General features: G+C 64.8%; 18 protein-coding genes. 8 read left to right on the top strand and 10 right to left on the bottom strand.

Annotated features, from left to right (window positions below; translation table 11 throughout):
• Positions 1-70: 70 nt before the first annotated feature.
• Complete coding sequence (locus tag AC6RV7_RS08420; RefSeq protein WP_500093525.1) at positions 71-679, bottom strand: redoxin domain-containing protein; 609 nt, start codon at positions 677-679, stop codon at positions 71-73.
• A 119-nt stretch (positions 680-798) separates the two neighbouring features.
• Here AC6RV7_RS08420 and AC6RV7_RS08415 point away from each other — a divergent pair, with 119 nt between their 5' ends.
• From AC6RV7_RS08415 to dtd, 5 genes are all read left to right on the top strand, one after another.
• Complete coding sequence (locus AC6RV7_RS08415) at positions 799-2307, top strand: tetratricopeptide repeat protein (protein WP_500093524.1); 1509 nt, start codon at positions 799-801, stop codon at positions 2305-2307.
• A complete protein-coding gene (locus tag AC6RV7_RS08410; protein ID WP_500093523.1) occupies positions 2304-3932 on the top strand; it encodes an exosortase/archaeosortase family protein in 1629 nt (542 codons plus the stop codon). Before AC6RV7_RS08415 ends, AC6RV7_RS08410 begins: the two co-directional genes overlap by 4 nt.
• A 142-nt stretch (positions 3933-4074) precedes the next feature.
• Entirely contained in the window at positions 4075-4332 is a 258-nt protein-coding gene (locus tag AC6RV7_RS08405) for a hypothetical protein (protein ID WP_500093522.1), read from the top strand.
• A gap of 42 nt (positions 4333-4374) precedes the next feature.
• Positions 4375-5562 carry an enoyl-ACP reductase FabV gene (fabV, locus tag AC6RV7_RS08400; protein ID WP_500093521.1) on the top strand — a complete coding sequence of 396 codons (1188 nt, stop codon included), beginning with the start codon at positions 4375-4377 and terminating at the stop codon, positions 5560-5562.
• A 76-nt stretch (positions 5563-5638) separates the two neighbouring features.
• Complete coding sequence (gene dtd, locus AC6RV7_RS08395; RefSeq protein ID WP_500093520.1) at positions 5639-6103, top strand: D-aminoacyl-tRNA deacylase; 465 nt, start codon at positions 5639-5641, stop codon at positions 6101-6103.
• A gap of 19 nt (positions 6104-6122) precedes the next feature.
• Here dtd and AC6RV7_RS08390 read toward each other — a convergent pair whose 3' ends face one another.
• Entirely contained in the window at positions 6123-6776 is a 654-nt protein-coding gene (locus AC6RV7_RS08390) for a hypothetical protein (RefSeq protein ID WP_500093519.1), read from the bottom strand.
• 235 nt (positions 6777-7011) lie between these two features.
• Here AC6RV7_RS08390 and AC6RV7_RS08385 point away from each other — a divergent pair, with 235 nt between their 5' ends.
• Positions 7012-8019, top strand: coding sequence for an SDR family oxidoreductase (locus tag AC6RV7_RS08385; protein WP_500093518.1), 1008 nt, complete (start codon positions 7012-7014; stop codon positions 8017-8019).
• Positions 8020-8029: 10 nt separating this feature from the next.
• On the opposite strand, the gene AC6RV7_RS08380 is transcribed toward AC6RV7_RS08385, so the two are convergent.
• On the bottom strand, positions 8030-8683 hold the full coding sequence (locus tag AC6RV7_RS08380; RefSeq protein WP_500093517.1) for a 3-keto-disaccharide hydrolase: 654 nt from the start codon (positions 8681-8683) through the stop codon (positions 8030-8032).
• Between the two features lie 462 nt (positions 8684-9145).
• On the bottom strand, positions 9146-9922 hold the full coding sequence (locus AC6RV7_RS08375) for a superoxide dismutase (RefSeq protein WP_500093516.1): 777 nt from the start codon (positions 9920-9922) through the stop codon (positions 9146-9148).
• A 115-nt stretch (positions 9923-10037) separates the two neighbouring features.
• Here AC6RV7_RS08375 and AC6RV7_RS08370 point away from each other — a divergent pair, with 115 nt between their 5' ends.
• Positions 10038-10922 (top strand): hydroxypyruvate isomerase family protein, encoded by an 885-nt coding sequence (locus tag AC6RV7_RS08370; protein ID WP_500093515.1) that lies wholly within the window; start codon positions 10038-10040, stop codon positions 10920-10922.
• Positions 10923-10990: 68 nt separating this feature from the next.
• Complete coding sequence (locus tag AC6RV7_RS08365; RefSeq protein ID WP_500093514.1) at positions 10991-11593, top strand: hypothetical protein; 603 nt, start codon at positions 10991-10993, stop codon at positions 11591-11593.
• Positions 11594-11620: 27 nt separating this feature from the next.
• Here the strand turns inward: AC6RV7_RS08365 and AC6RV7_RS08360 are convergent, their stop codons facing one another.
• From AC6RV7_RS08360 to pheT, 6 genes are all read right to left on the bottom strand, one after another.
• Entirely contained in the window at positions 11621-14509 is a 2889-nt protein-coding gene (locus tag AC6RV7_RS08360; protein WP_500093513.1) for a TonB-dependent receptor plug domain-containing protein, read from the bottom strand.
• 331 nt (positions 14510-14840) lie between these two features.
• Positions 14841-16292: an Asp-tRNA(Asn)/Glu-tRNA(Gln) amidotransferase subunit GatB gene (gene gatB / locus AC6RV7_RS08355; RefSeq protein WP_500093512.1), complete on the bottom strand. Its 1452-nt coding sequence runs from the start codon at positions 16290-16292 to the stop codon at positions 14841-14843.
• 38 nt (positions 16293-16330) lie between these two features.
• Positions 16331-16708, bottom strand: a complete 378-nt coding sequence (locus tag AC6RV7_RS08350; protein ID WP_500093511.1) for a GxxExxY protein — start codon at positions 16706-16708, stop codon at positions 16331-16333.
• A 44-nt stretch (positions 16709-16752) separates the two neighbouring features.
• Complete coding sequence (gene gatA, locus AC6RV7_RS08345) at positions 16753-18216, bottom strand: Asp-tRNA(Asn)/Glu-tRNA(Gln) amidotransferase subunit GatA (protein ID WP_500093510.1); 1464 nt, start codon at positions 18214-18216, stop codon at positions 16753-16755.
• A gap of 33 nt (positions 18217-18249) precedes the next feature.
• Positions 18250-18540, bottom strand: a complete 291-nt coding sequence (gatC, locus tag AC6RV7_RS08340) for an Asp-tRNA(Asn)/Glu-tRNA(Gln) amidotransferase subunit GatC (protein ID WP_500093509.1) — start codon at positions 18538-18540, stop codon at positions 18250-18252.
• 20 nt (positions 18541-18560) lie between these two features.
• A complete protein-coding gene (gene pheT / locus AC6RV7_RS08335) occupies positions 18561-21017 on the bottom strand; it encodes a phenylalanine--tRNA ligase subunit beta (RefSeq protein ID WP_500093508.1) in 2457 nt (818 codons plus the stop codon).
• Positions 21018-21045: the final 28 nt, after the last annotated feature.

The following is a 21045-nucleotide window of genomic DNA, read 5'->3' as shown; positions in this document are numbered from 1 at the left end:
CAAGCCAGAGAGTGGCAGCAGCGTAAACCGCCAGCGCCGGCGGCGTCCTGGCGGCTCAGGTTTTTCAGGTTCAATACTTCACCGCGCAGCCATACGGCTGGGTGGCGGATTTGGCGACCGGCTGCCCGGCTTTCAGCGCCGCCAGGGCCGACGTCACGTAATTCTCAGCCTTGGCGATGTCGGCCTTGTCCGCCGAACGAATGCTGTCGATCGCCCCGTTGTAAACCAGCACGCCCGAGGCATCGATGATGAACAGGTGCGGCGTCGCCTTCGCGCCATACAATCGCGCCACGCTCATATCCGCGTCGCGCAGATAAGCGGTCGGCGCCGCCTTTTGTTCCTTCAACCAGGCGGCTGCTTTCGCGTCCTCGGCCTGACCCGATTTGCCACGAGCGGACTCGATCGCGAACCAAACGATGCCGTCGCCCGTTGCCGTTTTTTGCAGTTGGGGAATGTTTCCACTTTCGTAGTGCTTCTGCACGAACGGGCACTGCGGATTCGTCCACTCCAACACCACAATTTTCCCTTTGTGGTCCGCCAGGCGGTGGGTTTTGCCCTGGATGTCCGTCACACTGAAATCGGGCGCGGGAGCGCCGATGCTGACAACCGCACGCGCGGCCGTCGACCAGGCGGCGCTCAGCACCGCCGCGACGAAGAGGATTTTTTTGGTCGTGTTCATGGGTGTGCCAAGGCCTAGACGAATCCCACCGCGGGAAGATTCGGCGACTTCTCCGAGGATTTCCCGCTCGCGCCGACCGGAAACGATTTCGGTTGGCCCGGTAATTTCCCCTATCTACTGTGACTCCTGCATTTGTGACCGGCCGCCTCGCTGATCTTTTCCGCCTCGCTTGGGGCCTGCTCTACTGGAACGCCCGCAAATCGTGGTTCCGTCTCCGGCGCGGCGGCGTTCCCTGTCCATGCCAGTCGCCCAGCGACTCGGGGCGCGCGTTCGAAACCGCCTGCGACGCCTGCCTGTCCTGGCACCAACCGGCGAACTTCCGCCGCGTTTGTCCGCTCCTGGTCGCCACGCCCGCGGGTCTGCGTTGTTCCGTCGACACGGCCGATGTCCGTCCCTTCTGGGGCCGCGCCGCGCTGGCCTACGGCGGCTCGTTCGGCGCCGTTTACCTCGCCGGCGCGCTCGCGATTTTCGTTTTTCTCCGCTCCGTCGGCTACCCGATCAGCATCGTCCATCTCGTCTGGCCGGGTTCGTGGCATCGCGTGACCGAGGTGCGCGGCTGGTTTTTCATGGAGCGCGCCAATCGCGCGTTTCTCCAAGGCCGGCACGCCGAGGGCATGCTCTACCTGACCAACGCCCATCAGTTCGATCCCGACAGCTACCGGATCGGCTTCGCGCTCGCGCAACGACTTCAACTCGGCCAGCCCGCGCGCGCCGACGAGATCTACCGCCAGCTGATTGAGCGGCATCCGGCGCAAGCGGCGGCGACCAAACAACTCTGGTTCCGTTCGCTCCTCGCGCGGGGCGAGTTCGAGACGATCGAAATCCTCGCCACGGCGGAAATCCTCGCCGGCGCATCCGAGGCTCCGGTGTGGATGCGGGCGCTGTTGTTTGCCGCGCGGCAAACCGGCCACATCGAGCCACTGCAAAAAATCCTCGATTCGACCGCCCCCGCCGTCCGCAACTGGGACAGGCTGCTCGAAACCGAACTGCTCGTCCGCACCAACAATCGCCCGGCCGCGCTCGCCCGCTTGTCGGAGTCGTGGGACCGCGAGCCGGCGTTCAGCCAGTTCTACCAGATCGCTGAACTCACGGAGCTCGGCCGCGGCCTCGAAGCGGTGGACCTGCTGGGCCGCTACGGCGCGCAACTCGACGACGCCGCACGAGCGACGTTGCTGCTCGACGCGTATGCGACGCTGGGCGCCGACAGCGCCCGCGACCGCCTCGTTGCAACGTTGCTGGCGCGGCCGTTCAACGTTCCCACCGGGCGCCTGCTCGCGGCGCATCTGATCCGGCATCCGAGCCCGGTCGTGCTCCACGCGCTTTTCCGCCAGATCGACCAGGAGCGACCGCCGCTGAGCGATTCCACGCTCGAGGCGTATCTGGCCTTGGGTTGCGCCGCCGGCGTGGCGCGCGACTGGCCGAAATTGGAGACGGTGTCCCGCTTCATCAGCGGACACGGCGAGGGCAGCGCGTTCACGCTGCATCTGGTCGAAGCCTTTTTCCGCGGCAATACCCGGCAGACGCGCATCGCTGCGCTGCTGCCAGCGCTGCCGATGGCGTTGGAGGTTTATTACGCGCTGCTGGAGCGGTATCCCGGCGAGCCGCCGCCGCCCGCGCCGGAATCATGAGCACCGCGACTCCGCAGCCATCGCGCGTCGAGGTCGCGCGTCCCGCGCTCACCGTGCTGGACCGCGTGAACCTGCTGCTGCTCGGCGTCCTCGTGCTCGGCTTGTGCATCGCGCTGTGGCCGCACTGGTCGGAAAATCCGGATCTTTCGCACGGCTACCTGATGCCGCTCGTTTTTCTGCTGCTTGCCCGCGAAGCCCGGCACGGGACGCGGCGTTATCTGGCCGCGCGGCCGCTCACGTTCGCCGCGTCGTCGGTTCTGCTCGCCGCCGGCGTGCTGATGGTCTGTGTGAGCGGCGTCTACGCCGCCGCGGTCGACTGGAGCAGCAATCTCGTGGGCTTCACCTTGACGCTGTCCGGCGCGCTGCTGCTCGGCGGGTGCTGGGTCTCGGCGGCAGATCGCGAGTTGCGGCTAATTCCTTTCAACTGGCCGGCGTTCGCCGCGATCGTGCTGTGGTTGTTGAGCGCGCCGATCCCGCCCGGAACGTATGCGCGCCTGACGATTCAGTTGCAGCTGACGATCACGGACGGTGTCCTCCACGCGCTGCACCTGCTCGGCATCGCCGCGGCGCGACACGGCAACGTCATCCAATTGGCCAACACGAGCGTCGGCGTCGAGGACGCCTGCAGCGGCGTGCGCAGCCTGATCTCGTGCTTGTTCGCCGGGCTGTTTTTCTCCGCCACCTTGGTGCGCGGATTCTGGCCGCGCGCCGCGATCATTCTGCTGGCCGGTCCGATCGCGCTCGCGATGAATTTCGCGCGCTCCCTTGTTCTTACGCTCCTCGCGAATGCCGGCGTCGACATCACCGGGACGTGGCACGATGCCACGGGTTTTGCGGTGCTCGGTATCACTGCCGTCATCCTGGCCGGACTCGCGGTCTTGCTCGATCGGCTCTCCGCGACGCGCAAAGCTCCCGACGCATCCGCGAAGGAGTTTCCCGAAGCCCGCACGTCCTTCCGGTGGCGGCTGCGCTGGCCGGTCACGGTTGCACTGTCGGGCACGCTCGCCCTCGCCGCATTCTTCGTCGCCAACACCCGCCCGTCAGGACGCGGCGGTTTTCCGGCACCGAACTTGGGAGCGATTTTGCCCGCGGAATCGCCCGGCTGGCATGTCGACACGTCGCGAAGCTTATACCAATTCTCCGACACGCTGCGGACCACGCATCTGGCGCAGCGAACGTATCTGCGTCGGAGCGCCAGCGGCGTCGACCAGATCACGGTTTACCTCGCCTACTGGCCCGCGGGCCAGGCGCCGGTCAGTCTGGTGGCGTCGCACACGCCCGACGCGTGCTGGCCGGGTGCCGGTTGGTCGCTGCAATCGCGCGCACAGCCCGACGATCTAGTCGCGATCGACGGACGCGGGCTGCCCGGAGTCGAAAGCCGTGTGTTCACCAACGGCGTCGTGCCGCAGCACGTGTGGTTTTGGCATCTCTACGACGGCCATCCCATCGCCTATCTCGGTCCTTATTCGGCGTCGGCGCTGCTGAAAAGCGCGCTGCGTTACGGTTTCCGCCACGGCGGCGATCAACTGTTTGTGCGAGTTTCGAGCAATCGCAGCTGGACGGAGATCGCCAACGAGCCGGTGTTGAAGGAGATTTTCGCCCGCCTGCAGCCGCTGGGCCTTTGATCGCGCGCCCTCGCTTTTTCACCATGCCCCTTCACCTCACCCGCCTCGAAATGAAAATCCTCGCGGTGCTCGGCGCCGTGATCGTGCTCGGCCTCATCGGGCTGGCGGTCCTGTAAGGTTCGCCTCATTTACGTTTTTTCCGATGCCTGAAGTCCCCGATCGCGTCCCGCCTTTCCGGATCTGGAAACACCTGCCTTGGGCCACTGTCGTCCTGCTTGCCCTCGCTTGCGGCGGCCTGCTCCAGCTCGTCGCCACGCTCCGCGCCCAAAACGCCCTCCTGCGCGACCAGCAGGCGCTGCTCGAGATCGAGTTGCGCAGCACCCGGCAACAACTGGAAGCCGAGCGCATCCTTTCGCGTCACGAAACCGACGCGCTGCGCGCGGCGCGGCCGTCGAATTGACACTTGTCAGCCCGCGGACGCACCGAAAACCTTCCCCTCCTCATGATCATCAAACCTCGGGTTCGCGGATTCGTCTGTGTCACTTCTCATCCCACCGGCTGTGAAGCGCACGTGCAGGAATGGATCGACTACGTGAAGTCGAAAGGCCCCATCAAGGACGGTCCCAAGAAAGTGCTCGTCCTCGGTTCGTCGACCGGCTTCGGCCTCGCCTCGCGCATCACCGCCGCCTTCGGCACGGGCGCTGCGACCGTCGGCGTGTTTTTCGAACGCCCCTCTGAGGAAGGCCGCCCCGCGACCCCGGGCTGGTATAACACCATCGGCTTCACCAAAGCCGCCCACGCCGCCGGTCTCTACGCGAAGAATATCAACGGCGACGCCTTTTCCGACGAAATCAAGAAGCAGACCATCGATCTCATCAAAGCCGACCTCGGCCAGATCGATCTCGTCGTCTATTCGCTCGCCTCGCCGCGCCGGACCCATCCGCGCACCGGCGCCGTGCACAGGTCCGTCCTCAAACCCGTCGGCGCGTCCTACACCAACAAGACCGTCGACACCGACAAGGGCATCGTCACCGACATCACGATCGAGCCCGCCACCGAGGCCGAGATCGCCGACACGATCGCCGTCATGGGCGGCGAAGATTGGGAGTTCTGGATCCGCGCCTTGATGGACGCAAACGTCCTCGCGCCCGGCGCGCAAACCGTCGCCTATTCCTATATCGGGCCGGAGGTCACCTGGCCGATCTACAAGAACGGCACCATCGGTCTCGCGAAAAACGATCTCGAACGCGCCGCGAAATCCCTCGACGCGCTGCTGAAAGCCCACGGCAACGGCCGCGCCTTCATTTCCGTCAACAAGGCCCTCGTCACGCAGGCCAGCTCCGCGATCCCCGTCGTCCCGCTCTACATTTCGATCCTCTACAAGATCATGAAGGCGAACGGCACGCACGAGCGCTGCATCGAGCAGATCCAGCGACTCTTCGCCACGCACATGTATAACGGCCACACGCCGCGCTTCGACGACGATGGTCGCGTGCGCATCGACGATCTCGAGATGCAGGACAACGTCCAGGCCGCCGTCCGCGAGATCTGGCCGACCGTCACCACCGCCAATCTCGTCGAAAAAACCGACATCGCCGGCTACCGGAGCGAGTTCCTCCGGCTCTTCGGTTTCGGTCTGCCGGGCGTCAACTACGACGCCGACGTCGAACCGCACGTCCCGATGATCTGACGCGCGGCCAACGCCCGCTCCTCTCGTTTACGGCGGTCGCTTCGGCCGCCGTTTTTGTTTCAACACTTCCTTCGCCATGCGCGCCGTCGTCCAACGCGTCTCCTCCGCCAGCGTCACCGTCGAAGGTGCCATCGTCGGCGAAATCGGTCCTGGATTGCTGGTCCTGCTCGGCATGGAAACCGGCGATACTGCGGAAGATCTCACGTGGCTCGCGACGAAGATCGCGAATCTCCGCATCTTCGAAGACGCCGACGGAAAGATGAACCTCTCCGTGCGCGAGATCCGTTCCGACGCAAACGCGCGCGTCCTCGTCGTCAGCCAGTTCACGCTCCTCGCGTCCACGCGCAAAGGCACGCGTCCGTCCTTCAACGACGCCGCCAAGCCCGACGAGGCGATTCCGCTCTACGAAGCGTTCGTCCGCGAAATGGAAACGCTCGCCGGCCCGCCGGTCGCCACCGGGCGTTTCGGCGCGATGATGCAGGTGGCGCTCGTCAACGACGGACCCGTGACGATCGTCCTCGATTCCCGCCGGCGCGAGTGACGCAGGCCCGCGCGGCGCGCTACTTTCGCCGAAAGCCGAGGCTTTCGAGCTCCCACAAATAAAACGGCGCGCTCGCGAGCACCTCGTCGAGCTTCTCCGCCGCCGCCCGCAGATCCGGCGCATCAAACAACACCACGTTGTCCTCGGCATCGTGCAGATCGATCGCCCACGCGCCGTTCCTCAGCTCCGCACCCAGCTGCACCAGCGCCCCGCTCAAATAGTTGCCCGGCAAGCCGCGCCCCGGACCCGAGCCCGGCACGAGAAACAAACTGTGCACCGGATCGTGAAACTCCGCGTGTCCCGGACGCACGCGGTGCAGCACCGGCTTGCCCGCGATCTTCACGCGCAACGTTTCCGCGCGTCCCCGGTTCTCCGCCGCCAGCGAGGCCACGTAGCGATTGAAAACGCTCGCGTTCGGTTCGAGCAGTTCGCCACCGATCCGGCTCCCGACAAATTCCTCCCAGTTCGCCGCGTGAAACGCCGGCAACCGCGCCAGCGCTCGCACGCTCACATAGCCGTCGTGGTGATCGGCGTTCGCATAGATCTGCTGCGCCGTGAGCAGGCGCTTGATCGCATCGTCATGCGCCGGAGTGCGCGGTACCACGCCGGTCGGACTTTGCTCGATCCGCTCCAACACCGTCCGGTCAAACGAGGCATTGGGGTCCTGCGACATGCGCCGAAGCTAGGCCCGCGACCGCCCGCGCACGAGTCCGCAGCGGCGCCAACTGCAAAGCAGCTGACAATCTTTCAACCTCCGTGAGCCGCCCTTATCGGGCTGCTTCGGCCCTGCGTCCGATCTCCGTTTCCGAATCCACCCCATGGCAGCCCTGCGCGCCCGCCGTTATGGTCCGCAAAATGATCCAAGCCCGCGGCCCCGCCCGGTCTTCGATCGCAACCCATTCCCTACCATGAAACTCAAACCTCTCCGCGAACAGGTCATCGTCATCACCGGCGCCTCCAGCGGCATCGGTCTCGCCACCGCGCGCGCCGCCGCCCGCGAGGGCGCGCGCCTCGTGCTTTTCTCCCGCAACGAGGACGCCCTCAAAACGATCGTCGACGAGATCAACGCCCGCGAGGGCCAAGCCATTCACGTCACCGGCGACGTTGCCCGCCGCGAGGATCTCGAACGCGCGGCCGACGCCGCCGTCGCCCGCTTCGGCGGTTTCGACACGTGGATCAACAACGCCGGCGTCTCGCTCTACGGGCGGCTCGAGGAAGCGAGCGAGGAGGATCACCGGCGGCTTTTCGAAACCAACTTCTGGGGCGTCGTGCACGGCTCGCTCGTTGCCCTCCGCCACCTCAAGCAGCGCGGCGGCGCTCTGATCAATCTCGGCAGCGTGCTCTCCGACCAGGCGATCCCGATCCAGGGCATGTATTCAGCCAGCAAGCACGCGGTGAAGGGTTTCACGGACGCGCTCCGCATGGAGCTCGAAGCCGAGTCGGCCCCGGTCTCCGTCACCCTCGTCAAACCCGCAGCGATCAACACGCCGTATCCACAACACGCTAAAAACTACCTCGACGAGGAGCCGAGTCTGCCGCCGCCCGTTTATCAGCCGGAGGAAGTCGCCCGCGCGATTCTCTTCGCCGCCGCGCATCCCAAACGCGACCTCTACATCGGCAGCGCGTCGAAGACGATGAGCGTCGCCAACCGCGCGATGCCGCGCCTGATGGATCGCGTGAGCGAGAAGTTCATGATCCCCGCGCAAAGCCGCGGTCCGGCCCGGCGCGATCGCGAGGGCGCGCTCCATCGCCCGGGCGAAGGCGGGCAGGTGCGCGGCAACGCTCCCGGACACGTAATGCGCTCGAGCTACTACACGCGCGCGACGATGCACCCCGTGCTCACCGGCACCTTGCTCGCCGCCGCCGGCCTGACCGCCGCGACGCTCCTCACGCGCAATCGTCGCAACGGACGATGACGCGGCCGCGCTACGGTAGCCGTTCGACGGATACGTGGCGCACTTCGTAAGGCGCGCCTTCGAACTGAAAGCCCACGCGTCCGCTCGACGGCCGGCAGTCGGTCACGCGGTTTTGTTTCACGCCGTTGATCGTCACCTCGATCACGCCATTGCGACACACGATATCGGCCACGTTCCACTCGCCCGCCGGTTTCTCGCTGTCATCGCCCAGTCGCGCGCGCAGCGGCGGCTTCACGCCCGGTGGAGAAGTGAGCGGCTCGCGAAACATCGCGCCCGCCATCGGCAGGAGATCGCCCGCGCGCGCATGTTTCATCTGAACCTGCAGGCAGCGCGGCCAGAGATGGTCGTCGATCGGACCGGAATCGATGTTCACCAGAATTCCGGAATTGCCGGGTTTCGCCGTCCAACGCCACTCGACGTGCAACGCACAATTTTCGAAGGTCTCGCGCGAAACCACATAGCCCATCGGTTTGCCCGCGAGCTTCACCACGCTGTCCGGGTCAAACGTCGCGACGGACTCCAGCGCGACCTTTTCCGGACTCAGAAACTCCCATTGCGCCACGCTCGGACGCGTCAATGTCAACGCTTCCTTCGCCTGCGCACCGACGCCCGTCGCCAGGCAGAGAATCGAACACCAAACCGACAGCAGTCGTGGGGTAGTCATCGCGCCGAGCATGGAACCCGCCTGCTCGCGCGCAACTCTGCCGTGGCGCAATCGAATCCCATCGGGTCACAGTCAGCCGACGCCACATCGTCCCTCTCCTAACAGGTGGAGCCCGGCGTCCCCGCCGGGCTGTTGACCAGTTTTCACGTTGGGCGCCCGCCCAACTCAGGATACGTCGGACACCGTTGCCACCTCACCACGGCGATCGGGACGATCGCCGCTACCTCCTGATCTAGACCACGGAGCGCACAAAACGCCCGGAGCGGCCGCGGACTCAGGTCGGCAGACGAAAGTCAGCATTCCGTGCTTTCCGTGCCTTCCGTGGTTCAAAACCAAAAAAGAATCCCCGCCGTCGGCGCACCGCTACGCCTGCAAAACAAAAAGGTCCGTCCCCAAGAGGAACGGACCCGTTGCCAAATTCCTCAGCGCGCAGCCGGCGCGCCAGGTTCATGGCGTCGCCGCTTACGCGAGGGCCGCGCGATAGTTTTCGGCGACCTGTTCCCAGTTCACGACATTCCAGAACGCCGACACGTAATCGCCGCGTCGATTCTGGTAATGCAGATAATACGCGTGCTCCCACACGTCGAGGCCGAGCAGCGGAATGGCTCCTTCGCTCAAGGGCGAATCCTGGTTCGCGGTCGAGTGCACCTGCAGCGCGCCATTCTTCACGCTCAACCAGGCCCAGCCGCTGCCAAATCGCTTCATCGCCGCGTCGGCGAACTGCTTCTTGAAATCGTCGACCGAACCAAACGCCTTCCCGATCGCGCCCGCCACCGCGGCATCCGGCGCGCCGCCGCCATTCGGCCCGATCACTTTCCAAAAAAACGTGTGGTTCACGTGGCCGCCGACATTGTTGCGCAAGGTCGTGCGGATCGATTCCGGCACCGCGTTGAGATCTCCCAAGATGTCCTCGGCCGAGAGCGACTGCAGCTTGGGATGATCCTTCAAGGCCTTGTTCGCGTTGTCGATGTAGGCCTGATGATGCTTCGTGTAGTGGATTTCCATCGTGCGTGCATCGATGTGCGGCTCCAGCGCATCGTAGCTGTAACCGAGTTTCGGCAGCTGAAACGGCTGCGACGTTTTCCCTGCGGCCGCCCGGCCCATCGCCGTTCCACCCGAAGATTCCGCCGCCACGCCGCGGAACGGCAGTCCACCCAAGCCCAGCAGCGCCGCACCGGCACCGAGCGTTTTCAATGCATCCCGACGGGATATTCCAGCAGTCAGTTTTGAGGTCGCCATGCGCGAGGCTACCGCAGCGGCCGAAACTTGCAAGTGGGTCCTTGCCAGAAGCGTAAAAGCGTTTTGCTCTTCCGCGTAGCCCCGGCGCGATCCACGTCACCCGTTTTACTCCCCCATGAAACCAACCTTCACCCGCCGCGAAGCGATCACGTCGCTCGCCACCGTCGCCGCCGTCGCGGCCCTTCCCCGTCTCCGCGCCGCCGATACACCCGTGGCGAGCGCCCGGCCCGCCGCGGCCACCGGCTCGATCAACCATTCCGCGTGCAAATGGTGCTACAAGGACATCCCGCTGGAAACGATGGCGCGCGCCGGCAAGGAGCTGGGCCTGCAATCGATCGAGTTGCTCGATCCCGCCGACTGGCCCGTCGTCCAGCGCCACGGCCTCACCTGCGCGATGGCCAACGGCACGACGAACATCCCGAAGGGGTTCAATCGCCTCGAACATCACGCCAAATACGTGTCGTCGATGATCGAGCGCATCCGCGAAGTCGCCAACGCCGGCCTCCCGAGTGTGATCGTGTTCTCCGGGAATCGCGATGGCATGCCCGACGAACAGGGTCTCGAAAACTGCGCCGTCGGCCTGAAGCAGATCGTCGGCGAAGCCGAGAAGCGCGGCGTCACCGTTTGCATGGAGCTCCTCAACTCCAAGGTGAACCACAAGGACTACATGTGCGACCGCACCGCTTGGGGCGTCGAGCTCGTGAAGCGTGTCGGCTCCGAACGCTTCAAGCTCCTCTACGACATCTACCACATGCAGATCATGGAAGGTGACGTGATCCGCACGATCCAGGAAAACCATGCCTACATCGGCCACTACCACACCGGCGGAAATCCCGGCCGGCACGAGTTCGAGTCGCAGGATCGCCAGGAGCTGAACTACCCCGCGATCATGCAGGCGATCCGGGATACCGGTTACAAAGGCTTCGTCGGCCAGGAATTCATTCCGACGCGCGACCCGCTCACCTCGCTGCGCAACGCCATCGCGTTGTGCACGGTGTGACCGCTTCGCCCGCGATTCCCGTGCGCGCCGAGCCGAACCGCGCCTGAGCCGCGCGGTCATTGGCTGGCGTGCAGCGCGTTTTCCTTCTTTCGCCCGCAAAGGTCGGCGGCGTGCGCGCCGGCCTCCTGCTCAACCCCAACGCGCCGTTTGCGCTCGCGCGTCAGTTTCACCGCGAAGGTCTGTCGCTCGCCGAGATCTTCACGTTCGCGAGCGGGCTCTATTTCCGCGGCAAGATCACCTACGCTCGGCGCTTCGCGCGGGAGGATCGCGGCGAACGCATCCGCGTGATCACCACGAATGCCGGGCTGCTCGATCCGCTGACGCATGTCACTCCTGCCGCGCTGCGCGCGTTTGGCGACGTCGATATCCACGAGGACGATCCGCGCTACCACCAACCGCTCCGCCGCGACGCCAAAGCGCTCGCCCGCCTGCTGGCTGCGGATGGCCACGTCATTCTCCTCGGCAGCATCGCGACCGCGAAATACCGCGACGTCCTGCTGGAGGTCTTCGGCGAACGTCTGATGTTTCCCGCCGATTTCGTCGGTCGCGGCGACATGAGTCGCGGCGGTCTCCTGCTGCGCGCGGCGCGCGAAGGCGTCGAGCTGCCCTACATCAGCGTCCGCGGCGCCGTCCTGAAAGGAAAACGCGCCCCGCGGATTGGCGATATGTAGTTTCCGGATACGCGATCGGAGTTCTCCTCAAAACGTTGCGCGCAACGACAACGAATAGGTTTGCCGCCGCCAGTCTCCGTAAACCTGCACGCCCGCGCCCGAAGGCGCGTTCGCATAGAACGACGGCGCGGCATTGAAAAGATTGTCGACGCGCAGCTGGCCAACGAGCCGATCCCGTCGCCCGCGCCAGCCGAGCCAGCTGCTGAGATTCTTCTGCACGGTCGCGTCGAACTGCAGATACGGATCGATCTCCGACGCGCCCTGACTCGCCCACTCGATCATCGGCAATTTCCGTGCATCGTAAAACTGCGCATCGAGCCGCAGCCCGTAACCGCGCCCCGTCCAGCCTGCGCCGACATTCGCCCGATGGCGCAAGAGTCCGCCGCTCGTCCCATCCGGCGCGCGCAACTGATCCACCATCGGCGACGACGGCAGCAGTTGCCGCTCGTAGCGCTGAAACTCGATCCAGCGCGCATAGACGTCGAGGACGCCGCCAAAACACTCCGTCCACGCGTAATCGACGGTCGTGTTCACATTCTGCGAATGCCGCCACGCGAGGTTAAAATTTCCCGTCAGCACCGAGGTCACATAACCCGCCGCCGCCGAGTCGCCCGGTGCCAGCGGCGCTCGCGCGACGCGATTGGCAAACAGATTCTCCAGATTCACCGCCGTTTGCGGATCGAGGTAAATCAACTCCCCGGATTTCTGCGTATCCACAAAATCGATCGCCACCCGCCAGCGGTGCGTGCCGCCGCGTTCCCAGAGCACGCCCACGCTTTTTGTCACCGCCGACTCCGGCCGCAGATCGGGATTAAGCGCATCGCCCGCGCGCACGCCGTAGGTTTCGCCGCGCACCGGATCGAAGATGGAAACATAATTCACGCCGCCCGCGCTCAACGCCCGCACTGGCGGCGCGAGCGAACGCTTCTGATTCATGATCGGCGTCGGCAAGCGGTTCGACGTCGCCACCGATCCGCGCAGCGCAAATCCGCCTGGCAGCCCAAGCTTAAGACCGCCCGTCGGCGCGACGTTCGCCTCCTGCGTCGTATCCGCAATTGTATAACGCGCCGCCACGTCCGCCTCGACGCTGCGCAGCCAGAACGGCAGCCACGACATGGGAACCAGCGGCGCCTGCACCTCGCCGAACACGCTCAACCGCTGCAACGTGCGACCGGTCCAGTGCACCGGCACGGCCGCGAGCGAACCGTCCCCGAAACGTTGCTCATCGGTGTAGGACTTCAGCTGCGTCAGCCGGAAATCGCCGCCGCCATTCACCGCCGCGGTGCCCGTCGGCAGCCGCAGCGACGTGTTCTTGATCCGCAGCGCCGAGTCCCACGTTTCGTAATCGCCCACGGTCACGGTCTGGTCGCGTCCGCCCGCGTAAATGAGCACGCGGTCGTAAAACTCCGGCGGCGGCGCAAACACCTGGGTGTCCCGCAGCGGCTGATAAATGCCGCGATCGACCAGCTGTTGCCAGCGTGCCGGGCTCGCGCCGGCGAGTCCGCGATACTTCGTCAGCTGACGCCCGCGTTGCGTGTCGAACGTGACGCGCCAGTCCGCGGGCAGCTTGATGACGGCGCTCGCCACGAGCGACGAAAACTCCCGCTGCGCGCGGCTGTAATCCTCGCCGAGCAGAGGCGCGAGGTCGTTCACGTTCACTCGCACCGCCTGGCCGAACGGATTCAACGGCGAATCGGCCGCGAGTTGCAGTTCCGCCGCGAGCACATCGTAGCCGCGCGTCACATTCATGCGCGACATCATGCCGTCGACCGCCAATTGAAGGAACGAGCAGAGATCGTAGTTCGCTGAGGCAAAAAAACTCTCGCCGCGTTGGCGCTGGCCATAGGGAAAGTTCTCGCTCGCCGGCGTGTTCGCCAAACCGCGCGGCGCGCTCAGCAGGTCGCGATTCGCCACGCCCGCGCGCGTCGCATACTCCGCGGCGGTCTGCGTCCCGTTCCAACCCGGTGCGACCGACGTGAAGCTCTCCGAACCCGCACCGAAAAGCGGCGCGCCGCTCGCACTGCGGACGTTGGGCGTGGCGCCGTAAACTCGCGCGACAGCGATCGGCGCCCCACGCAGCCGCGCACGAATATAGCCCAGTTCCGCTTCGGTGGGCGGGTCGATCGTCGTAATCGTGGCGTTGAGCCGCAGGCGCAGCTTGCCGTCCAACAGCGACCGGCTGTGCAACAGCGACGCCGTCCGTTGCGAGGCGTCGAAGCCGCCGAGCGTATTGGAATAATTCGCGCTGACTTCGGTGATGTCCGCATCAGGCCGCAGCACGATGTTGATCACGCCGCCGACGGGATTACCGCTGTAGAGCGCGGAGGCGGAGATCGGCAGGACCTCCACGCGCTCCACGAGACTGAGCGGGATGAAGTTCACATCCGGCGATTGCGGCTGGGCGTTCGGACCGCTCGTCAACGATTCCGGCAAGCGGCGCCCGTTGATCAACACGACGGTTTCGTCCGCCGCATAACCGCGCAGTTGCAACCCGGAGCCGGACGTGAGCGCCGCGAAGCCGCCGCCCGCCTGATCTGCGCCGGTGCGGCCGGTCGCATCCAAAAGTTCACGACGCAGAAAGTCTTCGAGCGTCACCGCTCCGCTCCGCGCCATCTGTTCGCGCCCATAAACCGCAAACGGCAGCGCGTCATCGGGTGAGCGCGCCAGATCCAGCGCACCGGCAAACTCCATCGGCCGATAGTCGTCCAGCCGGTCCGCCATCAGGCCACGCCCGCTTTTCTCCCGCACCACGAACGGGGTCAGCACGATCGGAGCAGGTTGGTCCCCGGGGCCTTCGCCGTTCGCCGGTGAAACCGGCAGGGCGGGCTGCTGCGCGAGCACGGCCACCGAGCTCGCGCCGGCCACCGCCAAACAAAAGCGGCCGATTTGCACCAGGAGCAGCAGCGAACGGTTCACGGGATGGGGCGATTACCGGATGCTGCTTACGGCACATTTTACCAAGGACAGAAGCGACAAATGAGAGCGCCGCGTAGGTGCACTGCTGGCGGCATCGACTTACGCGAGAGATTCGAAATCCGTCGCGACGGCGCTCGTCGGCGAATCCGCTTCCTGCATCCATGTTTCTGGGACATCGCGACGGCTGGAAGCCGTCGGCGCGCACTGCGCAAGTCGATCCGCCGGTGAGATAAAAAAAATGCACTCTCACGCCGAAGAATCCGCGACGATCACAACTTGAAACTGCCATCGATCCGCCAAGCGCGAAACGGATCGGCGGCGTTCGTTGCAGCTACATCGCAGCCAGAATTTTCCGCAGCGTCTCGTCCACCAGCTTGGGATTCGCCTTGCCTTTGGCGGCCTTCATGATCGGGCCCTTGAACGCGTTGATCGCGCTGTCCTTGCCGGCCTTGAACTCCGCGAGGGCCTTGGGGTTAGCCGCGATCGAGTCACGACACCACTGCTCGAGTTCGCCGGCGTCGGTCGGCGCCGCCTTCAGTCCGCGGCGATCCGCGATCGCACTGGGCGTTTCGCCGGTGGCAAACATCTCGACAAAGATTTCCTTCGCCGCGTTGGTCAGCACCGTGCCGGCATCGACGAGCTTCACCAGCTCCGCGATATGCGCCGGACGCACCTTGGCGTCGGCGAGCGAGACCTTCGCGTTGCCCGTTTCGCGGAGCAGATCGTTGACGATCCAGTTTCCCACCGCCTGCGGTTTGCCGCTGAGTTTGGCCGCTTCCTCAAAGTAGTCCGCGAGGTCTTTGTCCCAGACGAGCACCGAGGTGAGCGTGTAAGGAAGCTGATACGCGTCGAAGAACCGGCGCTGCTTGGCGAACGGGAGCTCGGGGCACTCCGCGGCGATCCGGTTCTTCCAGGCATCGTCGACGACGACCGGCATCAGGTCCGGGTCCGGGAAATAGCGGTAGTCGTGCGCCATCTCCTTCGAGCGGAGCGATTGCGAGGTGCCGGTCTGGCCGTCGTAGTCGCGCGTTTCCTGAACGATCGTGCCGCCACGTTCGAGCACCGCGATCTGGCGTTTGATCTCGTGCGCGATGCCGTCGCGGACGAACGAGATGGAGTTGAGATTCTTGAGCTCGACCTTCGTGCCGAGCTTCGTCTCGCCGACCGGGCGGATCGAAATGTTGGCATCACAGCGCAGCTGCCCCTTCTCCATGTCGCAGTCGGAAATGCCGCCGTAGATCATGGTCGCGCGCAGCGAGGTGAGATACGCGAAGGCCTCCTCGGCCGAGTGTAGTGCAGGCTCCGATACGATCTCCATCAACGGCGTGCCGGCGCGGTTGTAGTCGACGAGCGAATCGGCCGAACCGTGGTTCAGCTTGCCGACGTCCTCCTCGAGGTGGATGCGCGTGAGCGGGATCCGCATGTGCTCGCCCATGACATTGCGCGCCGGGCCGGGCAGCTCGATCTCGACCTCGCCGCCGAGGCAGATCGGTTGGTCGTATTGCGAGATCTGGTAATTCTTGGGCGAGTCGGGATAGAAATAGTTTTTCCGATCCCACTTGCAGACGGGCGCGATTTTGCAGCCGAGCAGCAGGCCCGCCTTGATGATGGCGTCGAGCGCGGCCTTGTTCATCACCGGCAGCGTGCCGGGGAGCGCGAGCACGACGGGGTCGGTCAACGTATTCGGCTCGTAGCCGTAGCCAGCGCCGACGCGGGTGAAAATCTTCGAGGCCGTTTTGACCTGCACGTGGACTTCAAGGCCGATGACTGCTTCGTAGGACATGAGAAATTACACAGAGGGCACGAGAGGAGGCACAGAGATCACAGAGCTAGGCGGCGAAGACCTTTGACCAAAGTGGTTGAGCTAAAATTGAGAAGCAGACCGAGATGGCAGCCCGTGAACTTCAAGTAGGTGAGCACTTGGGCCTCGTGCACATCAGTGAGGGCATCGACCGTTTTCAGCTCAACCACGACGAGCCCGTTCACCAAAAAATCGACGCGATAAGCGTCCTCAATCAGGAGCTGCTTGTAGCGGACGGGGCAAAGCTTCTGTTCCTCAAACACGAGGTTACGCAACGCGAGCTCGTGCGCCAACGCCTTCTGATAGGCGGACTCCAGCAATCCCGGCCCCAACTCGCGATGCACCTCGATCGCCGCGCCAATGATCTGCTCGGTGAGCTGGTTTGTCTCCGAATTCATCTCCGTGTTCTCTGTGCCACCTCTCGTGCCCTCTGTGTCACTCCTCAGAGGTTCGGTGTGGTGGCGCGCCACTCATGCGCGCGGTCGTAGGCGTGGGCGATGGCGAGGAGGCCGGCTTCCTGGAAGGGCTGCCCGATCAGCTGCATGCCGATCGGCAATCCGCTCTTCGTAAAGCCACACGGCACGCTGATGCCCGGCAGTCCCGCCAGATTCACGCCGATCGTGTAGATGTCGCACAAATACATCGCGAGCGGATCGCTCTTCTCCCCGATCTTGAACGCCGGCACCGGCGAGGTCGGCGTGATCAGCGCGTCGACTTCCTGATACGCGTTCAGGAAATCCTGGCGGATCAACGTGCGGACTTTCTGCGCTCGCAGGTAATAGGCGTCGTAGTAACCGCTCGAGAGCACATACGTGCCCAGGATGATGCGGCGCTTCACTTCGGCGCCAAATCCTTCGGCGCGAGACTTGAAATACAAATCGACGATGTCGGTCGCGTCCTTCGAACGGTGGCCGTAACGAATGCCATCGTAACGCGCGAGATTCGACGACGCTTCCGCGGTCGCGATGATGTAGTAGGTGTCGAGACAGTAGCGCGTGTGCGGCAGCGAGACTTCTTTGATTTCGCAACCCTGCGAGCGGTAAAACGCGATCGCTTGCTCTACCGCCGCGCCGACTTCGGGATCGAGTCCGTCGGCGAAATATTCTTTCGGGATGCCGAGTTTCCACGGCCCTTTGCGCGCTGCGAGTTCGGCGCGGTAGTTCGGAATGTCGGTCTTGAACGAAGTCGAGTCGCGCTCGTCGTGCCCTGCGATCGCGCCGAGCACCAGCGCCGCGTCCTCGACCGTGCGCGTGAACGGCCCGATCTGGTCGAGCGACGACGCAAACGCGATCAGTCCGTAACGCGAAACGAGACCGTAGGTCGGCTTCATTCCGACCACGCCGCACAACGCCGCCGGCTGGCGGATCGAACCGCCGGTATCGGAGCCGAGCGTCGCGATCGCCTCGCCCGCCGCGAGCGCGGCCGCGCTGCCGCCGGACGAACCGCCCGGCACGCGCGTGAGATCCCAGGGATTGCTCGTCGGACCAAACGCGGAATTTTCCGTCGACGAACCCATCGCGAATTCGTCGAGGTTGAGCCGTCCCCACAGCACCACGCCGGCATTTTTCAACTTTTGCGTGACGGTCGCATCGTAGGGCGAAACGAAGTTCGCGAGCATCTTGCTCGACGCGGTGAGCGGCTGGTTCTCGACCGCGATCACGTCTTTCAACGCGATCGGAATGCCATCGAGCGGTCCGCGCGATTCGCCCTTGGCACGACGCGCATCGGCGGCCGCGGCCTGCGCGAGCGCGTCGGCTTCGTCGAACGAGTTGAACGCCCGCACCCGCGCATCGACCGCCTTCGTGCGCTCGATGACGGCGCGCGTGAGTTCGACCGACGACAGCGTCTTCGCGTCAAGTTGGGCGGAAAGTTCGGAAACGGTTTGGTAGAAAAGCTCGGAAGCCATGACGGATTAGGTGCGGACGCGAACGAGCGCGCCTTACTCGACGACCTTCGGGACGACGACCATGTGGCCGCGTCGCGCCGGCGCGTTTTGCAGCGCCTTCTCGACCGGGAGCCCCGGCCGCGCGACGTCCTCCTGCCAGACGTTGTGCACCGCAAACGCATGCGCCGTCGGTTCGACGCCGGCGACGGCCACCTTCGAGAGCTGCTCGATGTGGTGGAGCACGTCGCCGAGTTGATGGGCGAACGTGGCCTTTTCTTCCGGCGTCAGCGCGAGACGCGCGAGCTGCGCGACATGGTCGATGTTGAGATCGGTAGGAGCGGACATGAGGTGCGGATCGGCGAAGGTTATTTCCGAATCTGATACGAGGTCGTTTTCACGAGCTCGTCCTGGATCTTGTTGAACGCCGCATTCACCTCGTCGTCGGTCAACGTGCGATCCGCGGCGCGGAACGTGAGCGCAAACGCGAGGCTCTTCTTTCCTTCCGGCAGTCCGGCACCCTGGTAGACGTCGAACACGGCCACGCTCTCCACGGCGAACGCATTACCGACCGCGGCACGCGCGAGCTTCGTGAGTTGCTTGCGGACTTCGTCGGACGGCGTCGCAGTCTCGACCACGACCGCGAGATCGCGGAGCGCCGCGGGGAACAGGCTGAAGTCGCTGTAGCGCCGGCGCGCGGTTTCGGCCGAGAGCTGTTCCGGCAGCACCGCGAGGATGCCGGCGTAAACTTTGCCCTCGATGCCGAGGTTCTTCACCATCGCAAGGTTCATCAGGCCGAATCGCGCGGTCCAGCCGTTCGCCATGTCGCCGGCCGACGCGGAGTGGCCCTCCTGCCAGCCGTGATACGGCGCGATGGTGGGCGTCAGCGGTTGACGGGAAAGATCGATGCCCGCGTGCGCGGCGAGCGCCTCGACGTGATGTTTGACCGAATAGAAATCGGCCGGCTCGCGCTGCTTCCAGCGACGCTCCGTGTCCTCCGCGAGCACGAACGCAACCGCGGCGCATTCGAAATTCTGACCGTTGCGCTCGACAAAAATCCGACCGGTCTCACACAGGCGCGAAACCGGCACGCCGCGAGCCTGGTTGAGTTTCAACGTCTCGAGCAGGCCGGTGATCAGCGTCGGGCGCAGATGCGACTGGTCCTCGACGAACGGATTCGCGAGCGCGAGCTCGGCGGCGGCGGTCTGCGTCACCCACGTCGCGATCTCTTTCGCGGGGCGCAGCGTGTAGTTCACGCACTCGTGGAAATCGTGGCCGACGAGGTAGTCGGTGACGCGACGGTTGAACACCACGATCGCATCATCGTCGCGCATGAGACCGGGCGAGCTCACCACGGCGGCGGGGATTTTTTCGGTGCCGTAGAGACGCAGCACCTCCTCGACGAGGTCGATCGGCCGGTCGAGGTCGTCGCGCCAGCTCGGCACGCTGACGGTCCACGCCGGACCGCGGCGCTCGGTGGGTTCCTCGCGCGTAACCGTGAGTTCGAGCGACTCGAACGCGGCACGCATATCGGCGGCAGGAATGTCGAAGCCGAGCCGTTCCGTGATGAAATCGTGAGTGACGACGATCTCGCGCTGCCACGGCACATCGCCGCCGATCTTGAACATCGGGCCGACGACCTGGCCGCCAGCGGTTTCGAGAATGAGATCGATCGCCCGCCAGGCGGCTTCCAGAGCCAGATGCGGGTCGACACCGCGTTCGTAGCGGTAAGAAGAATCGGACGACAGGCCGAGCTTGCGCGACGTCGCGCGCACCGACTGGCGTTTGAAGATCGCGCACTCGAGCACGAGATCCGTGGTGTCTTCACTGACGCCGGAATCCTCGCCGCCCATGATGCCGGCGATGACCACCGGTTTTTGTGCGTCGGCGATCACGAGCATGCGATGCGTGAGCGTGCGCTCCTTGCCGTCGAGCGTGACGATCTTTTCGCCGTCGGTCGCGGGCCGGACGACAATCTCGCGGCCGCCGAGCTTTTTCGCGTCGAACGCGTGCAGCGGTTGTCCCGTCTCGAGCATCACGTAGTTGCCAACGTCGACGACGTTGTTGATCGGCCGCACGCCGACGGCGGCGAGGCGACGCTGCATCCAGTCGGGACTGGGGCCGATCTTCACGCCGGAAATGACGTGCGCGGTGTAGAGCGGGCAGATTTCCGGCGCGAGGACGGAGACGTTGAGCAGCAGATCGCTGCGGACCGGCGCGCCGTTGAGGCTACCCTGGAATTTCTCGTGCGGATACAGCAGCGGGAGTTTGAACCACGCGGCGAGCTCGCGCGCGATGCCGAGGTGCGAAAGGCAATCGGGCCGGTTCGGCGTGATCTCGATGTCAAACACGGTGTCTCCGGGCGGCAGCACGTCGTTGATCGGCGCACCGATCGCCGGCTGGCCGTCGAGGAGCAACAGGCCCGCGTGGTCGCTCCCGAGACCGAGTTCGTCGGCGGCGCACATCATGCCGTCGGACGACTGGCCGCGGATCTTCGATTGCTTGATGACGAAGTTGCCCGGAAGCACGGCGCCCGGCAGCGCAACGGGCACGCGGCGGCCGGCGTCGCAGTTCGGCGCGCCGCAGACGATGGTCTTCACGCCGCCCGCAGGACCGACGTCGACGGTGCAGACGGAAAGCTTGTCGGCATTCGGGTGCCGGTCGCGCGTGAGGATCTCGCCGACGACCACGTGTTCGAGCTGCGGCGCGCCGGTGGAGAGGACGTTCTCGACTTCGAAGCCGAGAAACGTGATCGCGCGGCAGATCTCGTCCGTCGAAGCGGTGAGCTCGACATAGTCGCGGAGCCAGTTGAGGGAAATTTTCATGCTCGAAGTAGCGAGTAGTGAGTAGCGG

The sequence above is a fragment of the Opitutus sp. sgz309028 genome (genome assembly GCF_059821195.1).
The sequence above is the reverse complement of the archived record's forward strand: the minus strand, read 5'-3'. Positions and strand labels throughout refer to the sequence as shown.

Excerpts from the sequence above, each read along its gene's own strand:
- AC6RV7_RS08405 (WP_500093522.1), top strand. The coding sequence starts at position 4,075 with ATGCCTGAAGTCCCCGATCGCGTCCCGCCTTTCCGGATCTGGAAACAC.
- AC6RV7_RS08380 (WP_500093517.1), bottom strand. The coding sequence starts at position 8,683 with ATGACTACCCCACGACTGCTGTCGGTTTGGTGTTCGATTCTCTGCCTG.
- AC6RV7_RS08420 (WP_500093525.1), bottom strand. The coding sequence starts at position 679 with ATGAACACGACCAAAAAAATCCTCTTCGTCGCGGCGGTGCTGAGCGCC.
- dtd (WP_500093520.1), top strand. The coding sequence starts at position 5,639 with ATGCGCGCCGTCGTCCAACGCGTCTCCTCCGCCAGCGTCACCGTCGAA.
- AC6RV7_RS08385 (WP_500093518.1), top strand. The coding sequence starts at position 7,012 with ATGAAACTCAAACCTCTCCGCGAACAGGTCATCGTCATCACCGGCGCC.
- AC6RV7_RS08370 (WP_500093515.1), top strand. The coding sequence starts at position 10,038 with ATGAAACCAACCTTCACCCGCCGCGAAGCGATCACGTCGCTCGCCACC.
- AC6RV7_RS08350 (WP_500093511.1), bottom strand. The coding sequence starts at position 16,708 with ATGAATTCGGAGACAAACCAGCTCACCGAGCAGATCATTGGCGCGGCG.
- pheT (WP_500093508.1), bottom strand. The coding sequence starts at position 21,017 with ATGAAAATTTCCCTCAACTGGCTCCGCGACTATGTCGAGCTCACCGCT.
- AC6RV7_RS08410 (WP_500093523.1), top strand. The coding sequence starts at position 2,304 with ATGAGCACCGCGACTCCGCAGCCATCGCGCGTCGAGGTCGCGCGTCCC.
- gatC (WP_500093509.1), bottom strand. The coding sequence starts at position 18,540 with ATGTCCGCTCCTACCGATCTCAACATCGACCATGTCGCGCAGCTCGCG.
- AC6RV7_RS08375 (WP_500093516.1), bottom strand. The coding sequence starts at position 9,922 with ATGGCGACCTCAAAACTGACTGCTGGAATATCCCGTCGGGATGCATTG.
- fabV (WP_500093521.1), top strand. The coding sequence starts at position 4,375 with ATGATCATCAAACCTCGGGTTCGCGGATTCGTCTGTGTCACTTCTCAT.
- gatB (WP_500093512.1), bottom strand. The coding sequence starts at position 16,292 with ATGTCCTACGAAGCAGTCATCGGCCTTGAAGTCCACGTGCAGGTCAAA.
- gatA (WP_500093510.1), bottom strand. The coding sequence starts at position 18,216 with ATGGCTTCCGAGCTTTTCTACCAAACCGTTTCCGAACTTTCCGCCCAA.
- AC6RV7_RS08390 (WP_500093519.1), bottom strand. The coding sequence starts at position 6,776 with ATGTCGCAGGACCCCAATGCCTCGTTTGACCGGACGGTGTTGGAGCGG.